The 11,535-nt window shown below is 63.7% G+C and carries 12 protein-coding genes; 5 read left to right on the top strand and 7 right to left on the bottom strand.

Annotated features, from left to right (window positions below; genetic code table 11):
* Positions 1 to 13: 13 nt before the first annotated feature.
* From nhaA to ACNPN0_RS14440, 6 genes are all read right to left on the bottom strand, one after another.
* Positions 14 to 1,291: a Na+/H+ antiporter NhaA gene (gene nhaA, locus ACNPN0_RS14465; RefSeq protein WP_448937929.1), complete on the bottom strand. Its 1,278-nt coding sequence runs from the start codon at positions 1,289 to 1,291 to the stop codon at positions 14 to 16.
* Positions 1,292 to 1,377: 86 nt separating this feature from the next.
* Positions 1,378 to 1,539 (bottom strand): hypothetical protein, encoded by a 162-nt coding sequence (locus ACNPN0_RS14460; RefSeq protein WP_166650850.1) that lies wholly within the window; start codon positions 1,537 to 1,539, stop codon positions 1,378 to 1,380.
* A gap of 68 nt (positions 1,540 to 1,607) precedes the next feature.
* Complete coding sequence (locus tag ACNPN0_RS14455; protein WP_365945428.1) at positions 1,608 to 2,249, bottom strand: GntR family transcriptional regulator; 642 nt, start codon at positions 2,247 to 2,249, stop codon at positions 1,608 to 1,610.
* An 88-nt stretch (positions 2,250 to 2,337) separates the two neighbouring features.
* Positions 2,338 to 3,825: an FAD-dependent tricarballylate dehydrogenase TcuA gene (gene tcuA, locus ACNPN0_RS14450; RefSeq protein WP_448937930.1), complete on the bottom strand. Its 1,488-nt coding sequence runs from the start codon at positions 3,823 to 3,825 to the stop codon at positions 2,338 to 2,340.
* A 95-nt stretch (positions 3,826 to 3,920) separates the two neighbouring features.
* Entirely contained in the window at positions 3,921 to 4,685 is a 765-nt protein-coding gene (locus ACNPN0_RS14445; protein ID WP_448937931.1) for a response regulator, read from the bottom strand.
* Positions 4,678 to 6,315 (bottom strand): ATP-binding protein, encoded by a 1,638-nt coding sequence (locus ACNPN0_RS14440; RefSeq protein ID WP_448937932.1) that lies wholly within the window; start codon positions 6,313 to 6,315, stop codon positions 4,678 to 4,680. Before ACNPN0_RS14440 ends, ACNPN0_RS14445 begins: the two co-directional genes overlap by 8 nt.
* A 155-nt stretch (positions 6,316 to 6,470) precedes the next feature.
* Here ACNPN0_RS14440 and ACNPN0_RS14435 point away from each other — a divergent pair, with 155 nt between their 5' ends.
* From ACNPN0_RS14435 to ACNPN0_RS14415, 5 genes are all read left to right on the top strand, one after another.
* Complete coding sequence (locus ACNPN0_RS14435; protein WP_332489379.1) at positions 6,471 to 7,457, top strand: Bug family tripartite tricarboxylate transporter substrate binding protein; 987 nt, start codon at positions 6,471 to 6,473, stop codon at positions 7,455 to 7,457.
* The gene (locus ACNPN0_RS14430; protein WP_448937933.1) at positions 7,454 to 8,020 is read left to right on the top strand and encodes a tripartite tricarboxylate transporter TctB family protein; all 567 of its coding nucleotides are present in this window, start codon (positions 7,454 to 7,456) and stop codon (positions 8,018 to 8,020) included. Before ACNPN0_RS14435 ends, ACNPN0_RS14430 begins: the two co-directional genes overlap by 4 nt.
* On the top strand, positions 8,021 to 9,550 hold the full coding sequence (locus tag ACNPN0_RS14425; RefSeq protein ID WP_190264143.1) for a tripartite tricarboxylate transporter permease: 1,530 nt from the start codon (positions 8,021 to 8,023) through the stop codon (positions 9,548 to 9,550).
* Positions 9,551 to 9,739: 189 nt separating this feature from the next.
* Complete coding sequence (locus ACNPN0_RS14420; protein WP_105658754.1) at positions 9,740 to 10,294, top strand: type 1 glutamine amidotransferase domain-containing protein; 555 nt, start codon at positions 9,740 to 9,742, stop codon at positions 10,292 to 10,294.
* Between the two features lie 159 nt (positions 10,295 to 10,453).
* Positions 10,454 to 10,762 (top strand): DUF4193 family protein, encoded by a 309-nt coding sequence (locus tag ACNPN0_RS14415; protein WP_365945421.1) that lies wholly within the window; start codon positions 10,454 to 10,456, stop codon positions 10,760 to 10,762.
* Between the two features lie 136 nt (positions 10,763 to 10,898).
* Here ACNPN0_RS14415 and ACNPN0_RS14410 read toward each other — a convergent pair whose 3' ends face one another.
* Positions 10,899 to 11,366: a DUF4383 domain-containing protein gene (locus ACNPN0_RS14410; RefSeq protein WP_105658756.1), complete on the bottom strand. Its 468-nt coding sequence runs from the start codon at positions 11,364 to 11,366 to the stop codon at positions 10,899 to 10,901.
* Positions 11,367 to 11,535 lie beyond the last annotated feature (169 nt).

Genomic DNA, 11,535 nt, shown 5'->3' with positions numbered 1-11,535 from the left:
GCAGCAGGGCTAGCTATGCAGCAGTCTTGGCCGCCGCGCGGTACGCGCGATTTCGCGACCCGAGCAGCGCCGCGCCGATGACCGCGGCCAGCAGCGAACCGCATAGCACCCCGACCTTCACGTACTGCGCTTCCTCGCCGCCCTGGCCGAAGGCCAGCTCGCCGACCAGCAGGGAGACGGTGAAGCCGATGCCTGCCACGAAGGACAGCCCCAGCACATCAGGCCATTTGATGCTGCCATCCAGCTTGATTCCCGGAAGCCTGGTGACCAGGAAGGTGGCGGCGGTGATGCCCATCGACTTGCCCAGCACCAGGCCGGCAATGATGCCCAGTGCCACCGGGCTGGCCAGCGCTTCGCCCAGTCCGGACAGGCCGCCGACCGGAACACCGGCAGCGAAGAAGGCGAACACCGGAATGGCGATGATGGATGAGGGAATGGACCACCGGTCCGCGAAGTGGGCGGCCAGGCCTTCGTGGATCGCTTCGCCCTGCTCGGTGCTCCCGGTGCGCACATGCGCCCGCTGGGTGGCAATCACCGGAACCATGAAGCCCAGCAGCACGCCGGCCACCGTGGCGTGGATTCCCGAGGCATGCACCAATGCCCAGACGGTGGCGCCGAGCGGGATCAGGACCCACCAGGCGCGGACCCCGCGCTGCACTGCCAGCGCGAATGCCGCCAGTGGCAGCAGCGCGAGGAGCAGCGGCAGCCAGGCCAGGTTATCGGTGTAGAAAATGGCAATGATGGAAATGGCCAGCAGGTCATCGACCACCGCCAGCGTGAGCAGGAAGGTGCGCAGGGCAGGTGGCAGGAACTTGCCCACCACTGCGATCACGGCGATCGCGAAGGCGATATCAGTGGCTGCGGGGATTGCCCAGCCGTTGATGGCGGAGCTTCCCGATGCGGAGATGACAAGGACGTAGAACAGTGCCGGCAGCGCCACGCCGCCTACGGCTGCGGCCACCGGAACGATCGCCGTGCGCGGATTGCGCAATTTGCCGACAACGAATTCTTCCTTGAGTTCCAAGCCGACAACGAAGAAGAAGATGGCGAGCAGGCCGTCAGCGGCCCAGGCTCCGACCGAAAGATTCAAGTGCAGGGACTCGGGGCCGAAACGGAAGTCGCGCAACCCCTCGTACCATGGGGCTGCAGGGGAATTGGCCAGGGCCAAGGCGGCGAGGGTGGCGCAGAGCAGCAGCAGCCCGCCCATCGAGTCCTGCTTGAGGGTTTGGCGGATTCCACGCCACAGGGCGTGGGGTGCTTGGCGGGATACGCCAGTTGAGGGGTATGGCAAAGTAACGGGTCTTTCTGGGATCCGGGAAAAGGGCACGAGGGCGCGCGGAATCCACCGGAGAAAAACCAGGAATCGGGACCGCGCAACTAGTGGCGCGGTGGCGGGCAGCCGGCGATCTCGCCGTGGGCGTTGGTTCCCCAGGAACTCAACCACCCATTGGTGCCGCTGGCTAGCTTGGTCAGCAGTTTTCCCTTGGGGAAAACGGCAGCGAGAAGCCGCTGCGCATGCGTTGAGACAACCAGAGCCATGCTTCCAGTCTACAGACCAGCGATGCATTGGCCTAACTCGAGACGTCCCGGCTGCCGTGGGCCTGGCGCTAGTGCATCAGGCTGGCGAACATCTTCAAGCGCAGCGCCTTGGCGGTGGCCATATGGGCCTGGATGAGTCCGCAGGCCTTGGCGCTGTCGCGCTCGCGGATGTTCTCCACGATGCGCTGGTGCTCCTCCAGCGCTTCGGTCCACCGCGAGCCGACCGAGAGCGTGGATGTAGGGGCATGGATCTGGTGGGTGGCCAGGCGCTCCAGCAGATCTTCCAGCACCGGGTTATGCGCAGCGCGCCAGAGCGCGCGGTGGAACTCGATGTTGGTGGCCAAGCGGGTGGCGTCATCTGGTTCGGACAGTGCCCGGTCCCGGTCAACCAGGGCCTGCAGCCGCATCAGGTCCACTTCGGTGCGCACCGAGGCGGCTTCCTGGGCGGCCTGGCCCTCGAGCAGGATGCGCAGGTCGTAGACCTGCATGATCTGCTCGGGGTCGATTTCCTTGACGAAAAGACCGCGGGCGCGGCGTTCCAGCAACCCTTCATGCAGCAGGCGGGTCAGGGCTTCGCGCACCGGGGTGCGGGAAACTCCAAAGCGTTCTGCCAGGGCGACCTCGCGCAGGGCATCCCCGGGCTGGAATGCGCCTTGCAGCAAGTCGTCCTTGAGCTGGGCATGGATTGAATCCGAATCGAGCTTGGCCATGATCCCCATTCTCGTCTAAGGCTGGATGGCGGGTAAAACCATTGTTCCGCCAGTACAGGCGTACTGGCGGAACAATGGGATTTAGTACTTAGGCAAGGTTACCGGCACGCCGGCCGAAGACCACACCGGCAGCCAGGCCGGAACCGCCCGGGTAGTTGGCCGAGAACAGGCCGCCGAGCATTTCGCCGCAGACGTACAGGCCTTGGATGATCTCGCCGTTCTCGTCCAGCACCTGGCCGTCGGTGTTGCCCTTCAGGCCACCGAAGGTGAACGTGATGCCGCAGGTGACCGGGTAGGCGTAGAACGGGCCGGTCTCAAGCGGGTTGGCCCAGTTGCTCTTAGGCGGAGTTACCTTCGCGGCGCGCCCATCGAGCACGTTCGGGTCGTAGGCGATGGTGGTGTCGATGGAAGCATTGAATTCCGAGACGGTCTTGGATAGCGCCGCTGGATCCACGCCGATCTTCTGCGCCAATTCCTCAACGGTGTCGGCGATGACCTCGGAGATCTCCGGCATCTCGTATTCTTCGGCGCGCAGCATCGGACGCAGCGAAGCGTCGAAGACTTGGTAGGCGATGGAGTCCGGCTGCTGCAGGATCACCTTGCCGTACTTGGCGTAGGTCAGGTTGCGGAAGTCCGCGCCCTCATCCAGGAAGCGCTCGCCGCGGTTGTTCACGATGATCCCCAGCGGGTAGGACTGGCGGGTCAGGCGATTGGTCAGCTCGCGGTTGGATTCGTTCTTCGGGGTCAGCGCGTCCCATTGGACCGAGTGGCAGGTGCTCCAGTCCCCGCCCTTGGCGGCGCCGATTTCCAGGCCGGCGGCCAGCATCTCGCCATTGTTGAATGGGGTGCCGCGGACCTTGGCGTTCTGCCAGCCTTCGCCCAGGTGCTCCTGGCGCCATTGCGGGCTGGATTCGAAGCCGCCAGCGCCGAGGATGACCGACTCGGCGCGCAGTTCCTGCTCTTCGCCGTTGGCGCGGACCTTGACGCCCACCACCTTGCCCTCTTCCACGATCAGGCCGTAGACGTCCTGCTCGAAACGGACTTCGGTGCCCAGCTTCTGGGCTACTTCCAGGTGGTCCTTCATCAGGCCTTCGCCGCCGTCGACGTTGCCCACGTGCAGGCCGCCCCAGAACAGGTAGCCGCCCTCGGGGGTCTTGTAGGCCTGGCGTTCGTACATCAGCCGGTACTTCAGGCCCAGGGATTTGAGCCAGCGCAGGCCGGGTGCTGCTTCCTTGACCAGGACTTCGGTCATTTCCTTGTCGTTGCGGCCTTCGGTTACCTTGGCGATGTCGCCGGCGTAGTCGGCCTCGGAGTAGGGCGGAACTTCGGAGAGCGGGTGGCGCTCATCGAATTCCACCAGATCCTGCAGGTCTTCCAGGCCGTTGTGCGCAATGCGGGTTGCACCTGCGGTGTAGTAGCTGTTGCCGCCGAACTGGTCGCGCGGAGCCTTTTCCAGGAGCAGAACCTTGCGGCCGCGGGTCACTGCCGCGTGTGCTGCGGTGAAGGCCGCGTTGCCGCCGCCGACCACAATGACGTCTGCGACGTTGGCAGCGGTTTCCTGAGCATGGGTTGTCATGAGATGGCCTTTCGGAAATGAAGACGTGGGAAAACGTGGATCCGAAATTAGTGTATACACTAATGTGCATTAAAGGCCAGTGGAGTGCAGGAAATTCAGCCGACCCACGAATACCGGTGCTCGGGACGGCCTGCCGAACCGTAGCGCGGACGCAGCTGGGCCTTGCCCGCCGTGACCAGGAAGTCCAGGTAGCGCCGGGCACTGACCCGGGAGATCCCGCAAATTTCGGCAACCTCCAAGGAAGACAAGGTGCCATCCGGCTGGCCAGGTGCGCTGCGCAAGGCTTCTCCGACCAGTGCCATGGTGGGTGCGGTGAAGCCCTTGGGCAATCGTTCGGTCTGGGCGCCGCTGACGGCCCCGGGGGCCAGTTCGAGGACTTCGGGGATCCTGGCATCCCCTCGTCCACTGGCGGCCTGGAGCAGCTGGTCGATCTCGGCCTGGCCCAGCTCGTCGATCTGCTCCTCTGGCTGCGCCACTTCTTCGGGCTGCTCCGAAACGCGCTGGGCATAGAGCGCCAGACGCTGCTTGAACTCGTCCACGGTGAAGGGCTTGACCAGGTAATCCTCGACGCCGTGGCCTACTGCTTGGCGCACCGCATCGCGTTCATTGTTGGCGGTAATCATGATGACGTGCGCGTCGGACCCAGCTGCGCGCAGCTGGGCCAGTACTTCCAGCCCGGTCAGATCCGGCAGGTGCACATCGAGCAAGACCAGATCCACCTGCCCGGATTGCACAAAGGGAACCACGCCGGAACCGCGCTCCAGCACGCCGACCACTTCAAAATGCTCCATGCCCTGCAGATAGCGGCGGTGCAGCCCGGCCACTGCGAAGTCGTCATCGACCACGAGTGTCTTAATCATTGAAGTAATCTCCTTGCACGGGAATGGGAATGCTCTGCTTAACCATAGGTCCCTTCAACGGAGGCCAGGCGGCGATGACCTCGGCTCCGCCCAGATCGCTGGACCCGAACTTCAGCACGCCACCGCGCCGGGTCCGGATGCGGTCGACCAGGGCCAGGCCGATGCCCCGTCCGTGGACTGCGCCCGGCGCGCCGGTCTTGCTGCTGTAGCCAAGCTGCACCAGGCGGGCCGCCTCGCCTTCCTTGATGCCCGGGCCGGAATCGCTGACCGCGATGCGCACGCCGGTGGGCCCGGCGTTCAAGTGCAATGACACCACGCCGCCATCGCCGGCGGCCTCGATGGCGTTGGCCAGCAGGTTCGCGGCGACGGTGATGGCATCGTCGTCAATTACGGTTCCGGGCACCACTGCGGAGAACGGGTGCAGTTCCAGCCGGACCCCGGCTTCGCTGGCCACGGCCTGCTTGGCAACGAAGAGCGCTGACAGGGTGGGGTCGCCCAGATGCGTTTCCGGATGCTCGCCGCGAGCGCCGGAGAAACGCTGGATATGCTCCTTGGCTTCTTCGTATTCGCCGATGGACATCAGCCCCGAGAGCAGGTGCAAGCGGTTGGTGAATTCGTGGGCCTGGGCGCGCAGCGTATCGGCCAAGGACCTCTGGCCGCGCAACTCGCGCAAGGTCTCTTCCAGCTCGGTATGGTCGGTCAAGGTCAGGGTGCGTCCATAGTGCTTGGGACCCAGCATCGCCTCGCGGCGGGTGGCAATCAGCACCCGTTCTCCGGAAAGCACGTTCTGCACCGATTCGGCCTCGGGGGAGTCGCTGCGCAGCAGGTCTACCAGGCTCTGGTCCAGGACCTCTTCGGCTTGCTGGCCCACAGTGTCTTCGGGAAGGTCCAGCAGCCGGCGCGCTTCTCCGTTGACCAAGGTGAGCCGGCCATTGCCATCCACGCCCAGCACGCCATCGCTGACTCCGTAGAGCACCGCCTGCTGCGCCTGCTTCAGCGAATCCACCTCTTCGGGATCAACCCGGTAGATCCTGCGAATGGCCCGTTCCACCAGCGCGGCCGCCAGGGAGCCGATGGCCACGGCCAGGATAATCCACGGCGCGAATGCCCAGACGATATCAACCAGGCTGGCGCGCACCTTGCTTTGCAGGATGCCCACGGAGATGGTGCCAACGATCTTCCCCTCATCGAAGACCGGTTGCTTCACCCGCAGGGTGACGCCCAGGGGGCCTTCCTCCACACCTCTGAAGGTTTCGCCGTTGCGGATGGATTCATGATCCGAGGAAACCGGCTGGCCGATGGACCCGGGATCGGGGTGGGCCACGCGGATGCCGTTCAGATCGGCAATGGTCACATAGTCCACTCCGGATGCCGATTCGGCCAGGTGGGCCAGCGGGGCGACGACTTCGGCTGCGTTTTCGGGATCTTTTGCCAGCGCGTGGCCAATCGGGGCCAGCTGGGCCGTTTCCTCGGCCACCAGGGCGACGCGGCTGAAAGCGCTGTCCTCCACCCGGTTGATCTCGAAGCGCATCACGATCACCGAAACTGCCAGCAGCGTGATCAGCACGATGGCTAATTGCAGGAACAGGATGCGAACGCGGAAGCGCTGGCTGTTCTTTATCCATTGCATGGTGGACCCGCTTGCTCCCGTTGTTTTTATTTTCTTAATTGCCCGTTATGACCAGAACCGCATTCCCGGTGTGTTTCGGCTCACTTTGACTGCACACTGGGAAAGGCCGCACCGGGAATCGGTGAGGTGAATCACTAACAATGAGGTTACGGAAAATGGTGAGCAAACGCATCTTGAGCCGGTCCCTGTACGGCGTTGTCGTCGTGGCGGTAGCGGGACTCGCATTCACCAACGCGGCAGCGTCGGGCGGAGAGTCCTCGGCGCGGAACAAGTTGGTCATCATGGCACCTGCCTCGCCCGGCGGCGGCTGGGACGGCTTCGCCCGTGAAGCCCAGCAGGCACTGAAGTCCATCGGCGCAGTGAACAACGTGCAGGTCACGAACATCCCCGGAGCTGGCGGCACCATCGGCTTGAGCCAATTCGTGCAGATGACCGGGCGCCACGACATGCTCATGGCCACCGGCGGGGTGATGATCGGCGCCATCGAGCTGGCCAACTCCGAAGCCACCATGAAGGACGTGGAGCTGATCGCACGCATGTCTGATGACTACGCGGTGCTGGTAGTGCCGGCCAAGTCCGAGATCAAGACCCTGGACGAGTTCATCGCGGCCTGGAAGAAGGACCCGGGGAAAACCTCGATAGCCGGCGGTTCGCTGGGTTCGATCGACCACCTGCTCACCGGTGCGGTGGCCCAGGAAGTGGGCATCGACCCGTCCAAGGCCAACTACATCGCCTACTCCGGCGGCGGCGAGGCACTGACCTCGATGCTGGCAGGCACCACCGTTGGCGGCATGTCCGGCTATAACGAAGTAGCTGACCAGATCGAAGCCGGAAACCTGCGGGCGCTGGCCATCTCCTCCGAAGAACGGCTGCCGGGGGTCGACGTCCCGACCTTCAAGGAACAGGGAGTTGACGCGGTCATGGCCAACTGGCGCGGCTTCGTCGGTGCCCCGGGCATCACCGAAGAGGACAAGCAGGTCTTCGTGGACATGGTCCACGAAATCCATGAATCCGAGCAGTGGAAAGATGCGCTGGAGCGCAATAACTGGACCGACAGCTTCATGATCGGCAAGGAATTCGAAGACTACGTGGACAGCGAAATCGAAGTCACGGAACAAATCGTCAAGGGACTGGGACTATGAGCATTCAAGCACCCCAAGCAACAGAAGGCACCGGCAACGGCACCGGCACCCGCCGTAACGCCGCCCCTGCCCAGAACTTCTTCAGCGGGCGCAGCGAACTGATCGTCCCGGCTCTGGTACTGGCCCTGGCGCTCTTCCTGACTTGGCAGACCGCCACCATGGAGGTACTGGGCAAGTCGGTCCCCGGCCCGCAGTTCTTCCCGACCATTGTGTGCGTGCTGCTCTACGGTGTGGTCATCGCCCACACCATCCAGATTTTCCGCTCCCCGCGTGGCGGCGCAGCCGCGCCGGCCTCGGAAGAAAAGCAGTACAAGACCCAGTCGGACTGGAAGACCATGGGCATGGTGGTGGCCGGCGTCGTCGGCTTCATCCTGATCCTGCCCTACGCCGGCTGGATCCTCAGCGCGGCAGCCCTGTTCTGGGTCGTTGCCCGCGCACTGGGCAGCAAGAAGGCGCTATTCGACGTGAGCATTGCACTGCTCTTCTCCTGCGTGATCCAGTTGGCTTTCAACGCCGGACTGGGATTGAACCTGCCTGCGGGATTCCTGGAAGGACTGCTCTAGATGGAACAGCTCAATCTGCTGCTTGAGGGATTCTCAAACGCACTGACCCCAATGAACTTGCTGTGGGTGCTGCTTGGTGCCCTGCTGGGCACCGCCGTAGGCGTGCTGCCCGGCCTGGGCTCGGCGATGGCCGTGGCGCTGCTGCTGCCTATTACCTTCTCGCTGGATCCCACCGCCGCGTTCATCATGTTCGCCGGCGTCTACTATGGCGGGCTGTTCGGCGACTCCACCTCGGGCATCCTGCTCAATACGCCGGGCAATTCCTCGGCGATCGCCTCGACCTTCGAAGGCCACCGGATGGCCCGCAACGGCCTGGCCGCCAAGGCCCTGGCAACTGCGGCCATGGGCGCCTTCATTGGCGGCCTGCTGGCCACCACCGTCGTGGTGTTCTTCGCTCCGACCCTGGTCAAGCTGGCCACCGCTTTCGGTCCGGCTGAATACTTCGCGCTGGCAGTCTTCGCCTTCCTTGCAATCTCCTCGGTAGTCTCCGATTCGATCGTCAAGGGCCTGGTGGCCCTGGGCATCGGACTGGTCTTGGCCATGGTCGGGGTGGATGGGCCTTCGGGAACCATCCGCTACACCCTGGGCCTGCCGCAGCTCTTCGACGGCATCTCCATTGTGGTGATCACCGTGGGCCTGCTGGCCCTGGGCGAAGTGCTGCACATTGCCTCGCGCATCCACCGCGATCCGGAAGCTGTGAAAATCAAGCCAAGCGGCCGTCCGCGCCTGCACCGCCACGACATCAAGAAGGCCCTGCCGGCATGGCTGCGCGGTACCGCTTTCGGCCTGCCTTTCGGCATCATCCCTGCTGGCGGTTCCGAGGTGCCGACCTTCTTGGCCTACGGCACCGAAAAGCGCCTGGCCAAGCGCCGCGGCGATATCGAATTCGGCCAGATCGGTTCCATCCGAGGCGTGGCTGCTCCGGAAGCCGCTGGCAATGCCACCGCCGGCACCGCCATGGGCGCCTTGCTGGCCCTGGGCTTGCCCACCAGTGCTACCGCGGCCATCATGATCGCCGCCTTCCAGCAGTACGGCATGCAGCCAGGCCCGCTGCTGTTCGAACGCAGCGGCCCCATGGTGTGGACCCTGCTGGCCTCGCTGTTCATTGGACTGGTGATCTTGTTGGTCATGAACATGCAGTTCGCGGTGCTGTGGGCCAAGCTGCTGCTGGTTCCGCGCCACTACCTGTACGCAGGCATTACCGTGCTCTCGGTCCTCGGCGTCTACGCCATCAGCGCCGCGCTGCTGGATCTGTGGATCCTGCTGGGTGTGGGACTGGTTGGGTTCGTGATGCGACGCTACGAGATCCCCTTGGCTCCGGTACTGATTGCAGTAATCCTCGGCCCGTTGGCCGAAACCGAGCTGCGCCGTGCACTGACCGTCTCGGAAGGCGATGCGAGCATCCTGGTTTCCAGCGGAATCACGATTACCCTGTACTCGATCCTCGCATTGACGCTGGCATTCACCGCCTACAAGCACGTGCGTGCTAGCAAGAAGGCCAAGGAAGATGCCGAGCTGATCAACGCCTGATCATCTGCTTCCCAGCACAGCAGGCCATGCCGCCTCCACCGCGGCAAGGCCTGCTGTGCGCGTTCAAGGCGCATGGCAGCGCGGCGAAAGCCCGATCCGAAGCCGGCAGCTGGATGCTTCCTGACTGCGGCTTGCCTGCGGTAGCTGCCCAGAGCACAGTGGGCTGTGGACGATGAAAGGAGCGTGAATATGCCAGACCTAGCAGGCAAGAAAGTTCTTGCGGCAGTTTCCAACCGCGGAGTCGAGCAGGATGAGCTGAAGAAGCCAGTGGAGCACTTGCGCCAAGCCGGTGCGGAAGTGGTGATCGCGGCCCCGGAGGCCGGCCAGGTCAAGTCGCTGGTCGGCGATTGGGATCTGGGGGAGGTCTTCGAAGCCGGTGAAGCGCTGGCGGCAGTGAACGAACAGGATTTCGACCTGCTGCTGATCCCCGGCGGGACGCTGAATGCCGACAATCTCCGCTTGGATGCCGATGCCCAGCGCATTGCCAAGTCCTTTGCCGGTTCGGGCCGGCCGATCGCTTCCATCTGCCATGGGCCATGGCTGCTGGTGGAAACCGGATTGGCCAAGGGCAAGACCTTGACCTCGTACACCTCGATCAAGACCGATGTCGTCAATGCCGGCGGCACCTGGAAGGACGAACAGGTTTTCCGCTGCCCGGCAAACGGCTTCGTGCTGATTACCTCGCGCAATCCAGGCGACCTCGATGCGTTCAACAGCGCCATTGCCGCGGAGCTCAGCTCCTAGCAATTGGCCGCCAGCCGGCCAAGCCGCCGTCGAAGCCAGCCTTCCGGACGGCGGCTTCGCTGCGCTGGACCGGAGCCCGCCATCCAGGGCTTTGGCGATCGAAGGGCACGCCACCACGTTGTGGTTGTCGCGTATTCTCCCACCTGTGGAGGCAGGAACATGGCTGCAGATTATGACGAGGTTCGTCCGGATTTCGCCGCGGCGTCCGAGAAGACGCTCAAGGACGTGCAACAAGCCGATGCCCCCGACGCGAAGAGCGTTGTGGCCGAGCTTGAAGAAACCGACCTTTCCGATGGCGTGGAGCTCCCTGGCGCCATCGTCGAGGAAGAGCTGAGCGTTGAAGTCCTCCCGCAAGCAGCGGACGAGTTCCACTGCGCCAGTTGCTTCACTATCCGCCATCGCAGCCAAGCCGTGCAGAAGACTGGCCTAGGCGTCATCTGCCGCGACTGCGCCAGCGAACTCGCCTAGATTCCTGGGATTCCCAGAATCCCGGCGTTCGGCCATCCAGGCGTTCCAAGGAATTGGGTATGGCGATGACGCTGAGGACTTTGCCATGGCTGCGTGGACAGAGGGGGGGCCCCCGCTTCAGCAATTGAGCATCTGGTCAAGCTGCGTGCGGGTCCCGATGCTGTCCGGTCGCCTTGCGGGAGAGGAGCAATCCCAAGATGATCATGAGCGCACCGAGCCCCAGATGCAGCCAGTTATCGGCATCGTTCAGCGGGATGAAGTTGGCGGCGCTGTCGAAATCAATGACTAGCCCGTAGACCCACAGGGCCAGGTAGATGATTCCGCCGCCAATGAGGTAGCTGCGGGCAGCAGGCACGGTTCGCGCCATCAGGTAGCCGGCAACACCGAAGAGCAGATGCACGGCATTGTGCAGGTACGAGACCTGGAAGATGCCCAGCAGCTTGGCTTCAGAGTGGTGGCCGGCACCAGAGAGCGATTCGTAGTTGGTGGTGATTCCCGGAATGAATCCGAGGACACCGACCAGAAAGAACACGATGCCGACCGCCAGGGCGGCCTTCTGCACCAGCGGACGTGTTGCTATGACAGGATCTTTTGGATGTTCCATGATCTTGCTCCTTCATTCTGGCTGTTGCGATCGGAAGGAAACGTTGGCCCGGTATGCCGGCCGCCGTCATGCTAGCCACGCTAGGGGATTGCCGGCTGGATGGCACGGGAATCTTCCAGTACCTAGGGAACGTCCAGCAACGGAGGTGCGTGGATCGGGGCGGAACCCG

It is taken from the genome of Glutamicibacter sp. AGC84 (assembly GCF_053543575.1).
Note: the sequence above shows the minus strand (reverse complement) of the source record. Positions and strands in the feature narration are given on the sequence as shown.